The following is a 19,135-nucleotide window of genomic DNA, read 5'->3' as shown; positions in this document are numbered from 1 at the left end:
TCCCTAGCGACGCATATCGCGCAAATCGCGCAACTCCTGCGAGGCGGCCGTCAGCATGCCGCGCAGCCAGACGTGCGCGGCCGAGCGATGGCGCGACGGATGCCACAGCTGGTAGAAGCGCATGAACGGGAACTCGATCGGCGGCTCCAGTACGGCAAGCGGCACATGCTGCGCATGGTAGTTGGCGAAGTGGCGTGCCGTGGTCAGGATCAGGTCGGTGCCGGGGATCAGGCTGGGAGCCAGATTGAAGTAAGGACAGCTGATGCGGTTGTCCCGGTGCACGCGCATGGTGCTCAGGCCCGCATCGACCAGGCCACGCTGGTCGCGCGAATACGGCGTCGGCACGATATGCGAGGCGCCCAGGTAGGCCTGGGCCGTGAACTTGCCGGGCTGCGCATGCACGCTGTCCTGCGCCACCACGCACACCACCTCGTCTTCCAGCAGCACGGACAGGTGCAGGTGCTCGGGCGGGTTGGGCCAGTTGCCGATCACGATATCGACCGAACCCGCCGACAGGGCCTGCTCGTAGTCGAAGTTGGCCCCCAGCGGCAGCGCCGACAGCCGCGCGTGCGGCGCCGCGTGGCGCACCGCGCGCACCACATGCGCGAAGAACGGCGGCGCCAGGTAGTCCGGCATCGCCACCACAAAGCTCTGCTCGGTGGTGGCGGGATCGAAGCGGTCGTCCGAGACCAGCAGGTTGTCCAGCGCGCTGAGCGCGGCCTGCGCATTGCGCGCGAGCTGCAGCGCGCGCTCGGTCGGGACCATCACGTTCTTCTCGCGCGTGAGCAGCGGGTCGTTGAAGATCGCACGCAGGCGCTTGAGCGCGGCGCTGATGGCCGGCTGCGACTGGTTCAGGCGGATCGCCGTGCGCGACACGCTCTGCTCGGCGATCAGTATGCACAGCACGCGCAGCAGGTAGGTATCGAACGGGTCGTCGGCGCGAATCATGTTGGGTCCGTGGCTGGAATTTGGAGGTCCTGGCGGGTGCGGCTGGCGCCGCTCCGGGCGGCAGTGGCGTGCCAGGCAATGGCGACTTTGTAGCGTGTCGCGCACCGCACGGCAACCGGTGGAACCCGGACAAGCGCACCCTGCCCGCGTGCCGCCCTGCCGGAAAACGGCCCGGCTAGGGTAATCCATAGGTCCTCCCAGGCCCGCCCGCGCCACCCGCCAACCCGCGCCAGACAAGGGATTGCGGCCCATATCGGTGCTGCTATGGGCCCTATACCAGCCCCCTCGTTTCGCATTGGCGAGCCATTCATATACTTGCTCCCAACCCGGCGGTCGGCATGCACCGCCGCCAGGCAAGACCTGGCAGAACACCACAAGACAGGAGACATCATGTCGATCACAAAACAAGGCGTCCCGGTATATGCCGGCACTGCCGACGACGCCGAGGACAGCGTCTACCGCAAGGTTACCTGGCGCCTGCTGCCCTTCCTCGGGGTGCTGTGGGTGCTGGCCTGGCTGGACCGCGTGAACATCGGTTTCGCCAAGCTGCAGATGCTGGATGCACTGGGCTTCAGCGAAGCCGTGTACGGGCTGGGCGCAGGTATCTTCTTCCTCGGCTACTTCTTCTTCGAGGTGCCGTCGAACATGCTGCTGCAGAAGATCGGTGCCAAGAAGACGATCATGCGCATCACCATCTGCTGGGGCGTGATCTGCATGTTGCAGACCCTTGTCACCACGCCCACGCAGTTCTACATCCTGCGCTTCCTGCTGGGCGCGTTCGAAGCCGGCTTCTACCCGGGCGTGATCCTGTACCTGACCTACTGGTACCCGTCCCAGCGCCGCGCGCGCGCCTTCGGCACCTTCATGTCCGCATCGGCCATCGCCGGCGTGCTGGGCGGCCCGCTGGCCGGCTGGATCATGACCCGCATGGCCGGCGTCAACGGCATGCACGGCTGGCAGTGGCTGTTCATCGTGGAAGGCATCCCGTCGGTGCTGGCCGGCATCTTCGCCTGGTTCTACATGACCGACAAGCCCGAGCAGGCGCGCTGGCTCTCCGACGCCGAGAAGCGCGTGGTGCAGGACGCCCTCAAGCGCGACAACGCCGCCCTGGGCGAGCGCGGCCACGACTGGCGCACGCTCTTCACCAACCCCAAGGTGTGGCTGCTGATCGCGATCTTCTTCTGCCTGCTGTGCGCCAACTCGACGCTGACCTTCTGGATCCCGACCATCATCAAGGACGTGGGCTTCTCCACCCCGATGGCAGTAGGCTGGATCGCAGCGGTGGCCTACCTGTGCGGCGCCGCCGGCATGATCCTCAACGGCGCGCATTCGGACCGCCGCGACGAAGTGCGCTGGCACTTCAGCGGCGCGGCGCTGGTCGGTGGCGGCGCCATGGCCCTGCTGGCCGTGCTGCTGGGCGCGCAGGTGCTGTCGCCGGTGATCGCGCTGCTGGCCATGACCGCCGCGCTGGTCGGCACCATGAGCGCCATCCCCGTGTTCTGGCAGCTGCCCAACCGCTACCTGGCGGGCAGCGCGGCGGCGGTGGGCGTGGCGCTGATCAACTCGGTCGCCAACCTGGCCGGCTTTGGCGCGCCCTATGTGATGGGGCTGATCAAGAACACTACCGGCAAGCTGACCTCCGGCCTGTATCTGGTGGCGGTGATCGAAGTGCTGGCCGCGGTGCTGGTGCTGGTCGGCATCCGCCAGCTGGGCGGCAAGCAAGCCAAGCAAGGAGCCTGACATGGACAACCATAGCCTCGATCCCGCCCGCCGTCGCTTCGCGCTGCAATCGATGACGCTGGGCGGCGGTGCGCTGCTGGCCGGCGCCAGCTGGGGCGCCACGCCGGACACCGCGGCCCCCAACCAGACCGCCGCGCCGGTACAGCAAGGCGGCCTGAGCCCGCGCCTGACAATGCACGCGCTGGACACCTACCACGGCACGCCCGCCGCCGGCATGCGCGTGGACATGTTCCGCATCGACAATGACCAGCGCACGCCGCTGCAGACGGTCACGCTGGCCGCCAACGGCCGCAGCGAACCGCCGCTGCTGATCGGCGACAGCTACCGCACCGGCACCTACGAACTGATCCTGCACGCGGACGAGTACTTTGCCGCGCGCAAGGCCAACCTGCCGCAACCGCCGTTCCTGTCGAAGATCCCGCTGCGCCTGCGCGTCACCGACGCCAGCCAGCGCATCCACCTGCCCGTGCTGTTCGGGCCGTGGAGCTACAACTACTACCGCGGCAGCTGAGGCCGCGGCCTAATCCGGAGACACCCATCATGGCAGGCATCAGCACACATGTGCTCGACGTATCCCTGGGCCGCCCCGTGGCCGGCATGCAGGTGGAACTGTTCGACGTCGCCACCCAGCCGCCCCGGCTGATCGCGCGCGCCCGCACCAACAGCGACGGCCGCACCGACGCGCCGATGCTGCCGCCGGCGCAGGCGCGCACCGGCGAGTTCGAATTGCGCTTCTGGGTGGCGGACTACTTCCGCACCCCCGATGTGTTCGCGGACATCGTTCCCGTGCGCTTCACCATTGCGGACGCCGCGCAGCATTACCATGTACCGTTGCTGTGTTCGCCGTGGAGCTTCGGGACGTATCGGGGTAGTTGAGCGCCACAGCGGCTCGCCCATGTTGAGAGCACGGGCGGCTGCTTCAGTCTTCGATTCCTCAAGCTTCCCTACCGCGGCTTGCGCACCTCCGCTTCCCCGGGCAACAGCACCTCACCGTCGCTGGTCCGGGGCGTCATCAGCGGCACCGGCTTCCCGGTCCGCTTCTCCACCATGTGAGACCGGCGTTCGCCACGCGCGAACAGATGGTGCTCGCCCCATTGGCGCAAGGCCAATACGATGGGGAACAGGCTCTCCCCCTTTTCCGTCAGCACATACTCGTGATACGCGCTGCCATCCGACGCCGGTTGCGTGGTCAGGATGCCGGCTTCCACCACCCGTCGCAGGCGGTCGGACAGGATGTTGCGGGCGACCACCAGGCTGCGCTGGAAGTCGCTGAAGCGGTGCATGCCGTCGAACGCATCGCGCACGATCATCAGCAACCAGCGGTCGCCGACGAGTTCGAGGGTGCGCGCGACGGGCAATAGCGGCGCCTCACCCGTTCAGGCCAGAAGGGGCAAGAAAGCCTTAGAATCTCGCAACCAACCCAATTCCATACCGTGAAAGCCCTTTCCCGCCTCAACATGAAGCAGTTCACCCTGCTCTGCGCCGCGCTGCTGGCATCCGTTTCCACCCACGCCGCCTCCCCTGCCCAACCTGAAGCCGCCGGCAATACCGCGGCGCCGTTGGGACTCGAACTGGGCAAGACCAGGTGCTCGCGCCTGGCGCCGCCGCAAAATCACGCAAAGACCGGCAAGTCCGAGTGGGCAGGCGGCGATACCGTGGAGCTCAAGCATCTGGAGCGCTTCCACCTTCCCGGCCTGACGCGCGTGGTCCTGAACTGCGATGGCCAGGACGCCGTGGCGCTGATCACCATGACGTTCGAGCGACCGGCACTGGAAGAGGTGCGAAAAAAGCTGGACGAGCGCTATGCCTCGCTGCGCAAGACCGAAGCCGCGGCGGAAAATGGCTACGCCGAATGGGGGGCGGCCAATGGCAGCCTGGAGCTGCTCTATGGCCGCGACAGCAAGCACTTCACGGTGGCGTACTGGGCCAGGGGTGCCAAGGCAAGGTATTTCTCATACAGCGGCGGCGCCAACCAGAAGCCGGCCGCGGCCGCGCCCGCTGCGCCGCCCCAGCCTGCTTCGCTGTAACCGACCGCCCCATGCCGCGCGGGTTCATGCGGTGTGTGGCCGTGGGCCCGAGGTAGCGGCGCAATCACTGCGGCAGCTTGACGCGCGGAATTTCTCAATGTGAAAGGGGCGCTCGATTCCTCTGTAAGGAAGCCGCGGTGTCGCCTATGCTGTCCAATGCGGCAGATACAAAATCTGCTCAGATCTCAGACCGATCTGACAACAAGAAGGGGAAAGTCCCCGAAACGGGTGACGCCACCCTGATGGCGCTACCCGTGCGTTTGCCTTGGCCGAGTCACGGGGTGAGACCATCGCACGCGGGCGTATTGGAAGCCCGCGGGCGGGATACACCGTTGACGACAACATGACAGACGAATTCCTGTTTGGTAAGCCGTTCACGTTTCTCGCCTGCGCCGGCATGACGGAAGTCCGGGACGGGATCGAGGTGCTGGAAGCCCTTCCCGGCCATCTGTTCTGGCTCGAGAATGAGGACTTCATCCGCCGGGCCTACGTGCCCGATTTCCTGGAGCAGAGCCGTGCCGCCCTCGAGGCGGTGATGCCGGGCGGGCCGGCGCTGGTCGATGCAATGGCGGACGAGATCCGGCGCAACACAGGCCTGCTGCCCGAGTTGCAGCGCCTGGCGCCGGAGGTAGCTGCGGCCGCCCATTCGTACTGCTATTGGTGCTACTGCGCGGATGTGGTCGGGCGGGCGCAAGGCATTCCACGCAGCGCCATTGAACGCCAGTTCGAGCGGGCAGTCGGGCCCCGCGACGGCGCGCACAAGCTGCAATGGATCTGTCCCTGCTGCGGCGGGCTGGCGCACTATCAGGTCGACGGGCTGCTCGCGACGCAGCGGCCGGCGCGTCAGGGTGGCTTTTCACTCGAATGCGCGCACTGCGGCCATCAGGAGCGGCTGTACGCCGGCTTCCTGCATGCCGGCCGCCTTGAGTGCCGCTGCACGCTTTGCACCAATTTCGTCCAGACGCTGGCCGGCCAGTTGGCCAGGGCCTCGCGCAAGCTGTGCGCAAGCCTGGAGGATTACGCCTGGGTGCATGCCGTGGATACGGCCGCGGAAATCCGCGAACTGAAAGAAGCCTCCTTGCAGCTACTGGCACGCGGCGACAGGCCCTCCGCCAACGCGATGGCCTTCGCATCGGCCGTCCAGTCTGGCCAGGCGCGCCCCGTCCCCGACCTTCTCAGCCAGATAGATCCGACCCTGGACGGCCGGCTCGACAAGAACCCCAGGGCCTGGGTCCTGCTGTGCGAGTTGCTGCGCGAAGGCGTGCTGGACGGCGAATGCGCGATCTACGATCACGACGGCCGCAAGCACATAGCGCTTGAGATTGCCTTGCTCGAAGATGATCAGGCAGCCGACGGCGGCACGGCGCAGGACCATCTCAATACCTTGCTGAGGGGCTACCAACCCTCGGAGCGCGATAGCTTCATCAACTGGCTGAAGGCACTGAAGCGATTGCGGCTTTGCACCGGCAGGTTCAATGCCGCCGTGGATGTTACCTGGAAGCCTGACCTGGAGCACTGCCGCATCCTGACCGCGCGTTGGTCGGATGACAGCGCACCGCCCGCGCCGCACCCCGGCGCCGCATGGCTGCCGGCGGCGCCACGCGCACGCCGTCCTGAACGCCCGGTGTACCTGGACGCAGAGCTGGAGGCGGTGCAGTTGCTGAAGTCGCTGGGCTATATCATCCTCAGCCCCGAAGAGATCCGCTCGCAACGAGACCCCGCGGAGTCCACCGGATTCGGGTGATCGCTGTCACAACGGTTGCCGCGCGCGCACGGCGTGCCTGCCCTGCCGTAGCCGCGCGCCTCAGTGAAGCTGGTCGAACAGCGACTTGCCAGGATCGTGCAGCAGCCCGATCAGTGCCCGGCGCTCTGCCCGCCGTCGACATGCAGGATTTCCCCCGTCACGAACGGCGCGGAATCGAGATACAGCATGGCATCGACGATGTCCCGCATCTCGCCCATATGCCCCACCGGGTGCAGCGCGCCCAGTGCTTCATGGGTTTCGGGCGCATGCATCGGCGACTTGATGATGCCGGGCGCGACCGCGTTGGCGCGAATGCCAGTCTTGGCGTACTCGATCGCCAGCGACCGGGTTGCGGCGTTCAGGCCGCCCTTGGTCAGCGACGCCAGCACCGACGGCACCCCGCTGATCGCATGGTCGATCAGGCTGGTGGTGATGCATGGCAGGTACAAATGACGCCGGCCGCCGGGCGTTGGGCCCGGGCCTGGGCATCGACTTCTCCCGGGTCCGCACCTATGATCGTGGCAGAACAGGATGCAAAGGCTCCCAACGTCACGTACGAGACATGAAACGGCAATTCGATGACCTTCAGCTTGGCAGCATCGAGCTGTTCTGCCTGGCCGCCGAACTGGGCAGCTTCACCGCGGCGGCAGTGGCCGCCGGCGTGACACCGCCGGCCGTCAGCCGCACGGTACAAAGGCTGGAGGAACGCCTGGGGGTCCGGCTCTTCGTGCGGACCACGCGGCAGATCCGCCTGACCGACGAAGGCCGGGTGTATTTCGAGCAGAGCCGTAGCGCCCTGGCGCAGCTGGTGGAAGCGGAGCGGCAGATCAGCGGCCAGCAGACGGCCCCCGCGGGGCGCCTGCGGATCAGCCTGCCGACCCCTTACGCGCACTATCGCGTGCTGCCGGTACTGCCGGCCTTCAGGGAACGCTACCCGGAAGTCGAGATTGACGTGCACATCAGCAACCGCAACGTGGACTTCGCCGATGACACCTACGACCTGTCGGTGCGGGGGCGTGCACCGGATGACTCGAACCTGATCGCGCGCAAGCTGGAAGATGCCGAGCTGGTGGTGGTGGCAACGCCCGGCTATCTGCGTCGCGCCGGCACGCCGCAGTCATTGGAGGACCTGCTCAGGCATGAGTGCATCCAGTTCGAGCGCCCCAGCAGTGGCAGACGCATTCCATGGACGTTCCGGGTCGACGGCGAGGACACGGATATCGTCACAGCCGGCTCCTATGCGGCGACCGAAGACATTCTCGGCGGGGCAACGCTGGTGCGCGCCGGCGCGGGCCTGTTCCAGACCTACCGCTTCGTCGTGGAACAGGACCTGCGCGACGGCACGCTGGTGGAGGTGTTGAAGGACTTCGGCGGCAGTACGCGGCCGTTTGTGCTGCTCTACCCGTCCGCGCGCCATGTCTCGCGCCGGGTACGGGCCTTTGTCGATTTTCTGCTCGAAAAATTCTCAGCGTAACGGCGTCGGGCGGCGCACTCACGCAGGCCTGACCTGGGCGATGACCACCAGGATCACCGACGCATTCCCTGGTTGCTGGAAATGCGACGAGATGGTCCGTGCATGGCCGGCCTTCTCCGCCAGTACATCGCGGAACAGGTCGGAAGCGCCGTCGAGGACCGCTGGCTGCCCGAACCAGCCCGGCGCACTGGCAATGTGACCTTCGAGACGAACAATGTGGTCCAGGCGTTCGAAGCCGCCCAGGCAGGCATCGATCTGCGCCAGCACATTGAGCGCGGCCAGCTCGGCGGCGCGCTTGCCCTCTTCCACCGTCAGGTCCGCGCCGATCTGGCCCTGCCAGACCACCTTGCCATCCTGCAAGGGCAGCTGCCCGGAGATAAACAGCAGATCCCCGGCCCGGCTGACCGCGGTATAGCTGCCCAGGGGCTGCGGGGGAGGCGGCAGCGCCAGGCCGCGCGCCGCGAGTCGTTCGTGAACAGACATATTGGCTCCAATCGGTGAGGTGTCCCAGCGACGGGCGCCCATGGCGCATTGCCTTGGCCGCGCCGGCCGCCGGTGCTCGTGTGCCTGACTGTAGGTGCACAGCAGGCGGGGATAAAGGCATTGGCAGGAACAGGAATAGGTACTTCGCGGAACAAATGCGCAGCCTGGCGCGTGTGAGTCTGGCGCCAGGCGTGCCGGGAGAGGCGCCGGCTACGCCTGCAATCCATGCCCGAAGCTTCTGTTTGTACCGCCTTGTATCAAGCGCACGGAACGATACGTGCCCTGACAGAAACGGGGAAGAGCCGCTACAGGCGCGATACACCAGTCTCCTTAAATGCATCTCGTGGCCCGGCGACGTAACGCAGCAAGTCGATCCCGGCCGCGCAATCCCACGCATACTCAGGAGATCGACCATGACCACCCACTTCACCAAGCGCATCGTTCTCGCCATCGCACTCGTAGCCGCCGCCGCAGGCGCCCAGGCAGCCGGCATGTCGCAGCCAGGTGCACGCGACCCCTTCAGCGACGGGGCACGTTCGGTGCAAGACCAGCGCAGCCCGTTCACCGACGGCGCCCGTGCCGTGCAGGACGCACGCGACCCGTACAGCGAAGGTGCGCGCAGCATCGATCCGGTCGGCAACGGTGAACGCATCGTGGCCGGGATGGACCGCACTGGTCCCTCGGCCGATCCCGCGCGCAGTCTGGATCCCTACCTGGATGGCGCCCTCGCCTGATGTCTCGCGTTACCGTGATGAATCGCCCACGGGGCGTGCCCGGTAGTTGTACTGCTCGCACAGGCGGGGATGCAGCAAGCCGCCGTTGGCGTCGAACACCAGCGGACGGACGCTTCCACCTGGACGTTCTTCAGCCGGGCCCAGGCCTGGGCCTCAGTCAGCTTCGCGACGCCGCCCTGCTGCATCCATGAGGCCTGAGCCACGCATATTGAATGCCGGATTTATTCGTTGGGTTTCGCGCGGGGCCGGCGTACGTTTGTGGGTTCCTACATCCCCCCGAATGCCATGACCGCTTCCCGACGACAGTTCCTGCGCCAGGGCGCCGCCGCCACTGCGGCGCTCGCCTCCGGCCCCATCCTGACCTTCACCACCCTCGCCACCGGCAATGCGCAAGCGCAGGGACGCCCGGTGCTGAAGGCCGGCGACCAGAAAGGCGGCCTGCGCGCCCTGCTCGAATCCGCCAACGCGCTCCAGGGCCTGAGCTACGACATCCAATGGACCGAGTTTCCCGCGGCCGCGCCGCTGGCCGAGGCGCTGAACGCGGGCGCGGTCGACAGCGGCCCGATCGGCGATGCCCCGGCCATCTTCGCGCTGGCGGCCGGCACGCGCATCAAGCTGATCGGCGCGAACCGCTCCGATCCTTACGGTACGGCGGTGCTGGTACGGCCAGACTCGCCGCTGCGGCAGGCGGCTGACCTGAAAGGCAAGAGCATCGGCACCAACCGTGGTTCGATCGGGCACCTGATCGCGCTCAAGGCGCTGGAATCCGCCGGGCTGAAGCCTGAGGATGCCAACATCCGCTTCCTGCCGCCCCCCGATGCCAAGCTCGCGCTGAGCAGCGGCTCGGTCGATGCCTGGGCGACGTGGGAGCCCTACACCGCGATGGCGGAAACCAGCCAGCACGCACGCGTGCTGGTCAGCGGTCGCGGGCTGTGGTCCGGCCTGAGCTACCTGGCCGCGACCGATGCCGCGCTGGCGACAAAGCGCGCGGTGCTGCAGGACTTCCTGCATCGCGTGGTGCGCGCGCAGCAATGGTCCTACCAGCATGTCCCGGAGTTCTCGGCAACGCTCGCGCGCATCATCGGGATTTCGCCGCAGGCGGCGCGGCTGCAGTTCGAGCGGCGCCACACGCAGTGGCGCAGCATCGACGCCAAGCTGATTGCCGAGCAGCAGCGCACGGCCGATTTCTACCAGAAGGTGGGGCTGCTCAGGCAACGGCTCGATGTGCGGCAGACCTTCGACTCCGGGTTCTCCCTTACCACCTGACCGCCGCCGGCGACCTCAGGCCGCGCGCCGGTCGTCTTGGCGGCCTCGGCAAGCGCCTCCGGCACGCCATCGCGGCTGCGGTGGCCGCTAAAGGATTTCCATGATTGACGCTGCCCCGCGCCACCGCTCTTCGCGGCCCGGCGCGGCCTGCGCGCGCGCGGCCGGTTCTGGCCCCAGCGAATTCCGGCAACTGGTCCTATAGGCCCGGAATCGCACTCACCTATAAAGCCGTGACCCCCAAATTATTTCTCTTCCGAGGAGCACAACCATGCGGTGGATCAAGCAGATTGCAACGTGTGTGGCCCTGGTGGCGGCGCTGGCGCCGGCCGCACACGCCGAAAGCAAGAATGTAGTCATTGCTTACCAGGACATGGTAGTGCCCTGGCGCTATGCGCAGGACATGAAGGAGCTGGAAAAGCAGACCGGCTACACGGTCTCGTTCCGCCAGTTCGGCGGTGGCGGCGATGTGATCCGCGCCATGGCCTCGGGCCAGATCGCCATTGGCGAGGCGGGGACTTCGCCGATCGCGTCGGCCCTGTCGCAGGGTCTGGACGTTGAACTGTTCTGGATCCTGGACGACATCAACGCGGCCGAAGCCATGGTCGCGCGCAACGGCAGCAAGATCACCAGCATCGCCGACCTGAAGGGCAAGCGCGTCGGAGTGCCGTTCGTGTCGACCACGCACTACCACACGCTGGTCGCACTGGAGCGCGCCAAGATCAATCCGAAGGACGTACGCATCGTCAATATGCGTCCGCCCGAAGTGGCCGCCGCCTGGGAGCGCGGCGACATCGACGCCACCTTTATCTGGGACCCGGTGTTGGCCAAGCTAAAGCAGTCGGGCACGGTACTGATGACCTCCGGCCAGATCGCCGCCGATACCGGCAAGGCCACCTTCGACGGCATGATCGCCAACAAGAAGTTCGCCCGTGAAAACCAGGAGTTCATGGTCAAGCTGGTGCGCGTGCTGGCCGCCGCCGATGAGTACTACCGCAAGAACAAGGCGTCCTGGACCCCGGATTCGCCCATGGTGAAGGCCGTGGCCAAGATCTCCGGCGCCAAGGCTGAAACGGTACCGGCGAGCATGGCGCTGTACAGCTTCCCCACGCTGCAGGAACAGGTCTCCGAGCGCTGGCTGGGCGGCGGCGCGGCCCGCGCGCTGCAGTCGGCGGCGCAGTTCCTCAAGGAACAAGGCACTATCCAGACCGTCTTGCCGGACTACGGCCCGGGCGTCAACGCGGAATGGGCGAAGCGCGCGTTGCACTGAGCGCGCACCCCGGTCGCTGAAGCTGGCCGCCGCGCACGATCCCCTCCTGCGCGGCCGCCCCGAAAATCCTGTTTCGGAAGCCCGTCATGTACAAACTCGAAATCGATAACCTCAGTGTCAACTACGGCACGGCAGGCGGCGCGAAGACGCTGGCCCTGTCGCAGGTCAACCTCACCATGGAGCGCGGCGATTTCGTCGTCGCGCTGGGTGCCTCGGGCTGCGGCAAGACCACCTTGCTGTCGTGCATCGCAGGCTTCATGGAGCCCTCCGAAGGCGAGATCCGGCTGAGCGGCAAGCCTGTGCACGGACCCGGCGCGGAGCGCGGCGTGGTGTTCCAGAAGCATGCCCTGATGCCGTGGCTCAGCGTGGAAGACAACGTTGCGCTGGGATTGCGCCTGCGCGGCGTGGCGCGTGCCGAGCGGCTGCGGATCGCCCATGAGAAGCTGGCCGCCGTGGGGCTGGAAAGCGTCGCCGCCAAGCCGGTCTACCAGCTCTCGGGCGGCATGCAGCAGCGCGTCGGGATTGCCCGCGCGCTCGCCTGCGATCCGGCGGTGATGCTGATGGACGAACCGCTGGGCGCGCTCGACGCGCTCACGCGCGAGTCGATCCAGGCGCTGATCCTGAAGCTCTGGGCGCGCGAGCAGAAGATTGTCTTCTTCATCACGCACAGCGTGGAAGAGGCGCTCTTCCTGGCCACGCGGCTGATCGTCATGACGCCCTCGCCCGGGCGCATCGCGCATACCTACGAACTGCCGTTCGCGCGGCGCTTCATTGAATGCGGGGATGCCCGCGCGGTCAAGTCCGACCCGGAATTCATCGGCTATCGCGAAGAGATCGTCGACCTGATCCATGCCACTGCCTGAGGAGAATCCAATGCCCGCTTCCGTCCAACGCATCGAACCCCCGCCAAGCGCCCCGGCAGTGGCCGCGGCCGGGCCCAGCCGCCCCATGAAGACCGTGTCGGGCTACCGCCTGCCCGGCGAGGGCTCGAGTTCCCGCATCTCCACCATCACCGTGGTGGCGCTGCTCGCACTATGGTGGATCGCCAGCCATCTGCGCTGGCTGCCGCCGCTGTTCCTGCCCACGCCTGAGTCGATCTTCACCGCCTTCATCGATGCCTGGCAAGGCAACCTGCAAGGCGGCCAGCCGCTGACCGAGCATTTCGCGGCCAGCATGCTGCGCGTGTTCGGCGCCTTCGCGCTGGCCGTGGCCACGGCGGTGCCGATCGGCGTGATGATGGGGGTGTCGCGCATCGCACGCGGCATCTTCGATCCGCCGATCGAGTTCTACCGGCCCCTGCCGCCGCTGGCCTACCTGCCGCTGATCGTGATCTGGTTCGGCATCGACGAGACCTCGAAGGTGCTGCTGATCTTCCTGGCCTGCTTCGCGCCGCTGGCCATGTCGGCCCAGGCCGGCGTGCGCTCGGTCACCATCGAGCAGATCAACGCGGCGTACTCGATGGGCGCCACGCCGTGGCAGGTGGTGCGCCATGTAGTGATCCCCGCGGCACTGCCCGATATCCTGACCGGCATGCGCATTGCCATCGGCTTCGGCTGGACCACGCTGGTCGCCGCCGAGATGGTGGCGGCTACCGCCGGGCTTGGCCAGATGGTCCTCAATGCCTCAAATTTCCTGCGTACCGACGTGGTGATCATGGGCATTATCCTGATCGGGCTGATCGCCTATGTCTTCGACCTGCTGATGCGCAAGCTGGCCAAGTGGCTGGTGCCCTGGAAGGGACGGATGTGAGGTAAGCGGCAGGGCCAGGCCGTCTGGCCCTGCGCAAGCGCCACTTCGGCAGTGTTGCAGTATTCTTAACGATTCCACTACATCACTGCCATTATTCCAGCAACCGCATGCCCTCAGAGGATATTGCGCTGTAACATCGCGGGGAATCCTCGCCGGACCTGATCTGGCACTCCCAAACCCGCGTCATGACCCGCCTCATCCCCCTCGCCCGCCTTTGCCTGGCAGCCGCCGGCCTGACCTTCCTGGGTGCCGCACAGGCCACCGACATCGACTGCGATCCATCGGCCAGGCCCGCCGGCACCAGCCAGGCGCAGCGGCTGATCTGCGAATCCGCGCTGTTTTCCATGGGTTACCAACGCATTTACGCCGACCAGCAGCGGCTGCTCAAGGCGGGCGCCATTTCCGAGGCAGACATTGCAGCGTTTCGCCAGAAGCGGGACCATTGCGATTCCGCCGCCTGCCTGGATGCGGTGTTCCGGGCGTGGCGGGCCTCGGCGGCCCAGGCGCGGCCCAGGCCGTAGTCGCCCGGCCCGCCACGATCCCGCCTGACATGCCGGCGGCCCAGCCTTGCTACAATCCCGGTTCATACAACGGCAGACATCATGGGCTTTGAACAACTCGCAGCACTAAGGGACCAACTCGCGAAGAAGGCGGCCGCCGAATCGGGCAAAGGCGCGGGCAAAGGCGCACGCCAGGGCGCACGCAAAGGCACGCCCAACGGCGAACGTACCGGAGCCCGTGACGGCGAACGTACCGCCGCTCGCACCGGCGCGGGTGCGGATGCGCCCGCTGGCGCCAAGGGCCGACGCCCTGCGCAGGCCGCGGCACCGGCGAAACCGGTCGATCCGGTCGTGCATTCCATTGCCCGGCTGCAGAAGCACTTCCCCAAGGCCTTCCCGAAGAACCCGGCGCCCAAGGTGCCGCTGAAGGTCGGCACCTTCGAGGATCTGACCCAGCATGCGGCCAAACTTGCCCTGACCGAGGCGGAACTGCGTGAAGCGATCCGCACCTGGTGCAGCGGTGCCCGCTATTGGTCGTGCATGGTGGAAGGCGCCAAGCGCCTGGATCTGGATGGCAATGAGGCCGGCGTGGTCACCCTGGCGGACGCCAAGCGCGCCCAGCAACTGAAGGCCCGCCGCGCCGGCGGTTCCCGCCCGCCGAAAGCCAAGCCTGCCGCGGCAGCCACGCCCGCTGCGCCCGCCACGCCCGCTGCGCCTGCCGCACCTGCCGCACCTGCCGCACCTGCCGCATCTGCCGCATCTGCCACGCCGGAAACTCCTGCCACGCCCTGATCCCCGCAGCGGTTATCCAGCGGCGTCTACGCCAGCACCGCGCGCGCGATCACCGTCCGCTGGATTTCCGACTAGCCCTCGCAGATGCGCAGGATCCGCGCATCGCGAGTCGTGCGCTCACAGGCGGCTCAAGCCTTCGGCTGTGGCGTACTGCAGAACCCCTGCCGCTTGTGCGAGCCATCGCAGAACGGCTTGTTGTCAGAATGGCCACAACGGCACAACCAGACCTGATCACCCTCGAAAGCGAAGCTGGCGCCTGCCGGGGTCACGATCCTGACGGGACCTTTTATACGGTACGGACCATTGTCTTGTACCGTGACGGTGACAACAGTGTCTTCGTCCATGATGCACCCCCCTCCCTGGCGACAGCCATGCTGGCACCGCGGTGGCGGGCAGCCAGCGCGGCCTTGTGTGCGCCTGTCCGTTTAAATCTACTCTAGTTTGTGGCGGTCGTTAAATAGACTGGCTGTAGGGCTGATGCCGTTCACTTGGCGACTGTCGTCCCCGAGCAGAACGGCCAGCCTCGGGCTCCGGCCGGGGTTGCTCGCCGAATCCGGGTGGCAACCCGGCCACAACCGCATGGAGGTCGCGCTCGATGAAGCCTCGTCACGGTCCACAGGCATGGCGCCGCTTCTATATCCTTGATGAGAAGAACCGGCCAATAGAGGTAACCGACCACGACGAATGGTCCCGCTGGATGGCGGAAAACGACCTGGTATTCCGTCGCACCCTGCTGGAGCAGTCCGGCGGCATGGTGACAACCCGATTCCGGGGCGTGTCGGAGGCCGCACCGACGGACACTCCCTTGTTCATCACGCGCGTGACCGGGCTAGCCGGGCAGGATAATGAGAGTTATGGCGCGCAGACGCTCGAAGCGGCGCTGGAAGAGCACGAACGGATCGTGCAGCAGCTGCTTCGGCAGCTACTATCCGGACGGTGACTGGCTGCCCGGACAGGCACCCGCCGTTATGTGAGCCCTGGTGCCGGTCGCACCGTAACTGATCATGCGCCCCTTGCTGGAAGCCCGCCTAGTCAATGATGTCTTTGGCGACCCGGGACTGTTCGTAGACTTCCTGGACGAACGGCGCGCGCTGCTGTTCGACCTGGGCGACATCGCCCGGCTGATGCCGCGCGAACTGATGCGCTTGTCGCATGTGTTTGTCACGCATGCGCACATGGATCATTTCTCTGGCTTTGACAAGCTGCTGCGAGTGCTGCTCGGACGCAAGCCACGCATCGTGCTGGTCGGCGGCCCGGGATTCCTGGCACAGGTCGAGCACAAGCTGCTTGCCTATACGTGGAACGTGGTGCATCGCTACACGACCGAACTGGTCATTGAAGCGGTCGAACTTGGACTGGACGGGCAGATGCGGCGCGCCGGCTTTTCCAGCCGTCACGGCTTTGCCAGGGCGGACGAAGCGCCCGCCGGGAGACCCGGCGATATCGTGCACGACGAGCCGACGTTCCAGGTGCGCGCCTGCTTTGTCGACCATGGGATTCCATGCCTGGCCTACCTTCTGGAGGAAAAGGCCCGGCTCGGCATCAACAAGGAACGCCTGGCGGAATCCGGCCTGACCACCGGCGCCTGGCTGCGCGAACTCAAGCATGCCGTCCTGACCGGGGCAGCCGGCGATGCGCCGATTCTTGTCCAGTGGCGGGACCGGAGCGGTGACCATGCAGCGACGCGAACAGTCGGCGAGCTGAGTCGGCTGATCCTGGATGTCGAGCCCGGCCAGCGCATCGGCTACGTTACCGACCTGCGCTATACCAGCGAGAACGTGCAAGCGCTGTCGCAACTGATGCAAGGCGTCGACCAGCTGTTCATCGAGAGCGTGTTCCTGGATGTCGACCGGGCACACGGCCTGCGCAAGAACCACCTCACCGCTGCCCAGGCCGGACTGATCGCGCGCTGCGTAGGTGCCCGCGCGGTGACACCGTTTCATTTCTCGCCACGCTACCAAGGGCGCGCCAATGAACTGGCTGCAGAAGTGCGGGATTCCTGGGCACCCTGAGCGCCCCCGCCGTAGGCTATCCGGCAGCGCTTACGCCAGCACCGCGCGCGCGATCACCGTGCGCTGGATTTCCGATGAGCCCTCGTAGATGCGCAGGATCCGCGCATCGCGCACCAGGCGCTCCAGCGGCATTTCGCGCGTGAAGCCATAGCCGCCGTGGATCTGCAGCGCGGTATCGGTGACAAACCCGACCATCTCCGAGGCATAGAGCTTGGCCATCGATGCCTGCTCGGTGAAGGGCTCGCCGTCCCGGCGCCGCGCCGCGGCCTGCAGGGTCAGCAGCCAGGCTGCCTCCAGCCGCATGCGCATGTCCGCGAACATCCATTGCAGGCCTTGCTTGCGCGCCAGCGGCTCGCCGCCTACCTGGCGCTGCCGGGCCCATTCCACCGCGCAGGCCAGCGCCGCCTCGGCAATGCCCAGGCAGGTGGCAGCCACGTCCAGGCGGCTGTTGTCCAGCACCTTCATCGCGGTGCGAAAGCCCGTGCCCTCCGGCCCCAGCCGGTTGGCGGCGGGCACGAAGCAGTCCAGCGCCACCTCGTGGGCCGGCGCGCCGCGAATGCCCATCAGTTTCTCGGCGGGCGCGATCTCCACGCCTTCGCTGTGCCGGTCCACCACAAAGGCGCTGATGCCGCGCGTGCCCGCGGCGGGATCGGTCTTGGCGTAGACCACGATAAAGTCCGCCGCATCGGCGTTGGAGATGAAGTGCTTGACCCCGCGCAGCCGGTAGCCATCGCCTTCCGGCGTGGCGCGCGTGGCCATGTCGGCGGGATTGGAGCCGGCGCGCGGTTCGGTCAGCGCGAAGGCGCCCAGCCGGGTGCCGGCGGCCGCGCCAGGCAGGTAGCGCTCACGCAGGCTGTCGTCGCCGCCGATCAGGATGGAATCGGTGGCCAGGTAGTGCGCGCCGATCATCGACGAGGTCGAGGCACAAGCCCTGGCAATCTCCGCCAGTGACAGGATCAGCGCCACCGGCGAGGTGTCGGTGCCGCCCCAGCGTTCCGGCAGGTTCATCCCCATCAGGCCGAGTTCGGCGAGCTGCGGCACATAGCGCGTGGTGGAAGCTTCCGCGCGGTCCACTTCGGCTGCCCTCGGCGCCAGTTCGCTTTGCGCGAAGCGGCCAATGGCATCGGCGATTTCCAGATCGCCCGGCTCGACGCCCAGTCGTTTAAGCATGTTGTTTCTCCTTGCTGAAAGCTTGCGGATGCGCGGCAGCACTCGCCAACTCTGCGAGGATGGCCTCGGTGTGCTCACCCAGCGACGGCGCAGGCGTCACACGGTTGGCGCCATAGCCCGAAAACTTCACCGGCTGCGAGGGCAGCCGCACGGTGGCGCCGTCCAGCCCGGGCACTTCGGTAAGCAAGCCGCGATGGACGGCATGCTCGCTTTCCAGCGCCTCCTTGACATTGCGGATCGGGGCAACGGGAATGCCCGCCTCGCTCAGCAGGCGGTTCACCTCGGCCACTGACCGGCTTGCCGACCAGGCTTCCAGGCCGGCGCGCAGTTCGCTCTCGAAGCGGCAACGCGTTTCGTCGTCGGCAAAGCGCGGGTCCTGCGCCATCTCCGGGCGGCCGATGGCATTGGCCAGCGCCTGGAACAGCTTGTTGTTCAACACCGCCACCACATAGAAGCCGTCCGCGGCGCGGTACGCGCCAAATGGCGCGGACGAGGGGTGGCGGTTGCCCACCCGCCGCGGCGCCAGGCCGGTCGCGGCATAGCGCGCGACCAGGGTGGCGCTCAGGCTCAGCGTGGCGTCGAACATCGAGACATCGACATGCGTGCCCCGCCCGGTCTTCTCGCGCGCCAGCAGCGCGGCCAGCACGCCCCATGAGGCGAACAGGCCGCTGACGGCATCGGAGACGGCCTCGCCCAGCATGGTCGGGGCGCCGTCCGGGGCGCCGGTGGCATCCATCAGCCCGCACATCGCCTGCAGGATGATGTCGTAGGCGGGCCGGTGCGATTCCGGCCCGGTCTGGCCGAAGCCCGACACGCTGGCATAGACCAGCGACGGATTCAGCGCGCGCAGCGCCTCGTAGCCGATGCCCAGCTTGTCGGCCACGCCCGGGCGGAAGTTTTCCACCACTACGTCGGCGCGGGCGCAAAGCGAGCGCGCCAGTTCCAGGCCCGCTGCCGTCTTCAGGTCGATCACGGTGCTCTGCTTGTTGCGGTTCATGGCGGAGAACAGGCCGCTCTTGCCATCGACAAAGGGGCCGACCGCGCGGTAGTCGTCGCCGCCCGGCGGCTCGATCTTGATCACCTCGGCGCCGAGATCGCCGAGCAGCGCGGTGCAGTAAGGGCCCGCCAGCACACGCGAGAAATCGATCACGCGGATGTCGGCCAGCGGCAGATCGGAATGGGTCACGGCAGCTCCTCCAAAGCTTGCAAACCCGCGGGCTTGCGTTTCA

General features: G+C 66.8%; 21 protein-coding genes and 1 pseudogene. 15 read left to right on the top strand and 7 right to left on the bottom strand.

What is annotated here, in order from left to right:
* Positions 1 to 3: 3 nt before the first annotated feature.
* Positions 4 to 948 (bottom strand): LysR family transcriptional regulator, encoded by a 945-nt coding sequence (locus DN412_RS05605; protein ID WP_115013597.1) that lies wholly within the window; start codon positions 946 to 948, stop codon positions 4 to 6.
* 390 nt (positions 949 to 1,338) lie between these two features.
* Between DN412_RS05605 and DN412_RS05600 the strand changes: the two genes are divergently transcribed.
* Genes DN412_RS05600 through uraH (DN412_RS05590) form a run of 3 tightly spaced genes read left to right on the top strand, consistent with a single transcriptional unit; the run spans position 1,339 to position 3,564 of the window.
* Positions 1,339 to 2,688: an MFS transporter gene (locus DN412_RS05600; protein ID WP_115013596.1), complete on the top strand. Its 1,350-nt coding sequence runs from the start codon at positions 1,339 to 1,341 to the stop codon at positions 2,686 to 2,688.
* Position 2,689: 1 nt separating this feature from the next.
* On the top strand, positions 2,690 to 3,199 hold the full coding sequence (gene uraH, locus DN412_RS05595) for a hydroxyisourate hydrolase (protein WP_115013595.1): 510 nt from the start codon (positions 2,690 to 2,692) through the stop codon (positions 3,197 to 3,199).
* A 29-nt stretch (positions 3,200 to 3,228) separates the two neighbouring features.
* Entirely contained in the window at positions 3,229 to 3,564 is a 336-nt protein-coding gene (gene uraH, locus DN412_RS05590; protein WP_078199725.1) for a hydroxyisourate hydrolase, read from the top strand.
* Between the two features lie 68 nt (positions 3,565 to 3,632).
* Here the strand turns inward: uraH (DN412_RS05590) and DN412_RS05585 are convergent, their stop codons facing one another.
* The gene (locus DN412_RS05585) at positions 3,633 to 4,046 is read right to left on the bottom strand and encodes a winged helix-turn-helix transcriptional regulator (protein WP_115013594.1); all 414 of its coding nucleotides are present in this window, start codon (positions 4,044 to 4,046) and stop codon (positions 3,633 to 3,635) included.
* A gap of 99 nt (positions 4,047 to 4,145) precedes the next feature.
* Between DN412_RS05585 and DN412_RS05580 the strand changes: the two genes are divergently transcribed.
* Positions 4,146 to 4,715 (top strand): hypothetical protein, encoded by a 570-nt coding sequence (locus DN412_RS05580; RefSeq protein WP_208647570.1) that lies wholly within the window; start codon positions 4,146 to 4,148, stop codon positions 4,713 to 4,715.
* A 343-nt stretch (positions 4,716 to 5,058) separates the two neighbouring features.
* A complete protein-coding gene (locus DN412_RS05575) occupies positions 5,059 to 6,459 on the top strand; it encodes a hypothetical protein (RefSeq protein WP_115013592.1) in 1,401 nt (466 codons plus the stop codon).
* A 110-nt stretch (positions 6,460 to 6,569) separates the two neighbouring features.
* Here DN412_RS05575 and DN412_RS05570 read toward each other — a convergent pair.
* Positions 6,570 to 6,896: pseudogene (locus DN412_RS05570) on the bottom strand (SDR family NAD(P)-dependent oxidoreductase); the annotation flags it as partial.
* A 125-nt stretch (positions 6,897 to 7,021) separates the two neighbouring features.
* On the opposite strand from DN412_RS05570, the gene DN412_RS05565 reads away from it, so the two are divergent.
* On the top strand, positions 7,022 to 7,933 hold the full coding sequence (locus DN412_RS05565) for a LysR family transcriptional regulator (protein WP_115013591.1): 912 nt from the start codon (positions 7,022 to 7,024) through the stop codon (positions 7,931 to 7,933).
* A gap of 18 nt (positions 7,934 to 7,951) precedes the next feature.
* Here DN412_RS05565 and DN412_RS05560 read toward each other — a convergent pair whose 3' ends face one another.
* Positions 7,952 to 8,416, bottom strand: coding sequence for a RidA family protein (locus DN412_RS05560; protein ID WP_115013590.1), 465 nt, complete (start codon positions 8,414 to 8,416; stop codon positions 7,952 to 7,954).
* Between the two features lie 413 nt (positions 8,417 to 8,829).
* Between DN412_RS05560 and DN412_RS05555 the strand changes: the two genes are divergently transcribed.
* The 7 genes from DN412_RS05555 to DN412_RS05525 all read left to right on the top strand — a co-directional run bounded on the left by DN412_RS05555 (position 8,830) and on the right by DN412_RS05525 (position 14,724).
* On the top strand, positions 8,830 to 9,150 hold the full coding sequence (locus DN412_RS05555; protein WP_115013589.1) for a hydroxyquinol 1,2-dioxygenase: 321 nt from the start codon (positions 8,830 to 8,832) through the stop codon (positions 9,148 to 9,150).
* 285 nt (positions 9,151 to 9,435) lie between these two features.
* Positions 9,436 to 10,416, top strand: a complete 981-nt coding sequence (locus tag DN412_RS05550; RefSeq protein WP_115013588.1) for an ABC transporter substrate-binding protein — start codon at positions 9,436 to 9,438, stop codon at positions 10,414 to 10,416.
* 268 nt (positions 10,417 to 10,684) lie between these two features.
* Complete coding sequence (gene tauA / locus DN412_RS05545) at positions 10,685 to 11,683, top strand: taurine ABC transporter substrate-binding protein (protein WP_115013587.1); 999 nt, start codon at positions 10,685 to 10,687, stop codon at positions 11,681 to 11,683.
* 86 nt (positions 11,684 to 11,769) lie between these two features.
* Positions 11,770 to 12,546: a taurine ABC transporter ATP-binding protein gene (locus DN412_RS05540; RefSeq protein ID WP_115013586.1), complete on the top strand. Its 777-nt coding sequence runs from the start codon at positions 11,770 to 11,772 to the stop codon at positions 12,544 to 12,546.
* 10 nt (positions 12,547 to 12,556) lie between these two features.
* Entirely contained in the window at positions 12,557 to 13,432 is an 876-nt protein-coding gene (locus DN412_RS05535) for an ABC transporter permease subunit (protein WP_115013585.1), read from the top strand.
* 185 nt (positions 13,433 to 13,617) lie between these two features.
* Positions 13,618 to 13,953 (top strand): hypothetical protein, encoded by a 336-nt coding sequence (locus DN412_RS05530; RefSeq protein WP_115013584.1) that lies wholly within the window; start codon positions 13,618 to 13,620, stop codon positions 13,951 to 13,953.
* Positions 13,954 to 14,034: 81 nt separating this feature from the next.
* Entirely contained in the window at positions 14,035 to 14,724 is a 690-nt protein-coding gene (locus DN412_RS05525) for a ProQ/FinO family protein (RefSeq protein ID WP_115013583.1), read from the top strand.
* Positions 14,725 to 14,852: 128 nt separating this feature from the next.
* Here DN412_RS05525 and DN412_RS05520 read toward each other — a convergent pair whose 3' ends face one another.
* The gene (locus tag DN412_RS05520; RefSeq protein WP_078199706.1) at positions 14,853 to 15,068 is read right to left on the bottom strand and encodes a CDGSH iron-sulfur domain-containing protein; all 216 of its coding nucleotides are present in this window, start codon (positions 15,066 to 15,068) and stop codon (positions 14,853 to 14,855) included.
* A 251-nt stretch (positions 15,069 to 15,319) separates the two neighbouring features.
* Here DN412_RS05520 and DN412_RS05515 point away from each other — a divergent pair, with 251 nt between their 5' ends.
* Complete coding sequence (locus tag DN412_RS05515; protein WP_078199705.1) at positions 15,320 to 15,664, top strand: hypothetical protein; 345 nt, start codon at positions 15,320 to 15,322, stop codon at positions 15,662 to 15,664.
* A gap of 64 nt (positions 15,665 to 15,728) precedes the next feature.
* Entirely contained in the window at positions 15,729 to 16,736 is a 1,008-nt protein-coding gene (locus DN412_RS05510) for a ribonuclease Z (RefSeq protein WP_115013582.1), read from the top strand.
* Positions 16,737 to 16,766: 30 nt separating this feature from the next.
* Here DN412_RS05510 and DN412_RS05505 read toward each other — a convergent pair whose 3' ends face one another.
* Positions 16,767 to 17,906, bottom strand: a complete 1,140-nt coding sequence (locus DN412_RS05505) for an acyl-CoA dehydrogenase family protein (RefSeq protein ID WP_115013581.1) — start codon at positions 17,904 to 17,906, stop codon at positions 16,767 to 16,769.
* Entirely contained in the window at positions 17,899 to 19,092 is a 1,194-nt protein-coding gene (locus tag DN412_RS05500; RefSeq protein WP_115013580.1) for a CaiB/BaiF CoA transferase family protein, read from the bottom strand. The genes DN412_RS05505 and DN412_RS05500 overlap by 8 nt, the downstream gene beginning before the upstream one ends.
* Between the last annotated feature and the right edge of the window lie 43 nt (positions 19,093 to 19,135).

The organism is Cupriavidus lacunae (assembly GCF_003353055.1).
GTDB classification, from domain to species: Bacteria; Pseudomonadota; Gammaproteobacteria; order Burkholderiales; family Burkholderiaceae; genus Cupriavidus; species Cupriavidus lacunae.
The sequence above is the reverse complement of the archived record's forward strand: the minus strand, read 5'-3'. Positions and strand labels throughout refer to the sequence as shown.

Coding starts and splice junctions, on each gene's coding strand:
- DN412_RS05605 (WP_115013597.1), bottom strand. CDS start 948: ATGATTCGCGCCGACGACCCGTTCGATACCTACCTGCTGCGCGTGCTG.
- DN412_RS05600 (WP_115013596.1), top strand. CDS start 1,339: ATGTCGATCACAAAACAAGGCGTCCCGGTATATGCCGGCACTGCCGAC.
- uraH (WP_115013595.1), top strand. CDS start 2,690: ATGGACAACCATAGCCTCGATCCCGCCCGCCGTCGCTTCGCGCTGCAA.
- uraH (WP_078199725.1), top strand. CDS start 3,229: ATGGCAGGCATCAGCACACATGTGCTCGACGTATCCCTGGGCCGCCCC.
- DN412_RS05580 (WP_208647570.1), top strand. CDS start 4,146: ATGAAGCAGTTCACCCTGCTCTGCGCCGCGCTGCTGGCATCCGTTTCC.
- DN412_RS05575 (WP_115013592.1), top strand. CDS start 5,059: ATGACAGACGAATTCCTGTTTGGTAAGCCGTTCACGTTTCTCGCCTGC.
- DN412_RS05565 (WP_115013591.1), top strand. CDS start 7,022: ATGAAACGGCAATTCGATGACCTTCAGCTTGGCAGCATCGAGCTGTTC.
- DN412_RS05560 (WP_115013590.1), bottom strand. CDS start 8,416: ATGTCTGTTCACGAACGACTCGCGGCGCGCGGCCTGGCGCTGCCGCCT.
- DN412_RS05555 (WP_115013589.1), top strand. CDS start 8,830: ATGACCACCCACTTCACCAAGCGCATCGTTCTCGCCATCGCACTCGTA.
- DN412_RS05550 (WP_115013588.1), top strand. CDS start 9,436: ATGACCGCTTCCCGACGACAGTTCCTGCGCCAGGGCGCCGCCGCCACT.
- tauA (WP_115013587.1), top strand. CDS start 10,685: ATGCGGTGGATCAAGCAGATTGCAACGTGTGTGGCCCTGGTGGCGGCG.
- DN412_RS05540 (WP_115013586.1), top strand. CDS start 11,770: ATGTACAAACTCGAAATCGATAACCTCAGTGTCAACTACGGCACGGCA.
- DN412_RS05535 (WP_115013585.1), top strand. CDS start 12,557: ATGCCCGCTTCCGTCCAACGCATCGAACCCCCGCCAAGCGCCCCGGCA.
- DN412_RS05530 (WP_115013584.1), top strand. CDS start 13,618: ATGACCCGCCTCATCCCCCTCGCCCGCCTTTGCCTGGCAGCCGCCGGC.
- DN412_RS05525 (WP_115013583.1), top strand. CDS start 14,035: ATGGGCTTTGAACAACTCGCAGCACTAAGGGACCAACTCGCGAAGAAG.
- DN412_RS05520 (WP_078199706.1), bottom strand. CDS start 15,068: ATGGACGAAGACACTGTTGTCACCGTCACGGTACAAGACAATGGTCCG.
- DN412_RS05515 (WP_078199705.1), top strand. CDS start 15,320: ATGAAGCCTCGTCACGGTCCACAGGCATGGCGCCGCTTCTATATCCTT.
- DN412_RS05510 (WP_115013582.1), top strand. CDS start 15,729: ATGCGCCCCTTGCTGGAAGCCCGCCTAGTCAATGATGTCTTTGGCGAC.
- DN412_RS05505 (WP_115013581.1), bottom strand. CDS start 17,906: ATGCTTAAACGACTGGGCGTCGAGCCGGGCGATCTGGAAATCGCCGAT.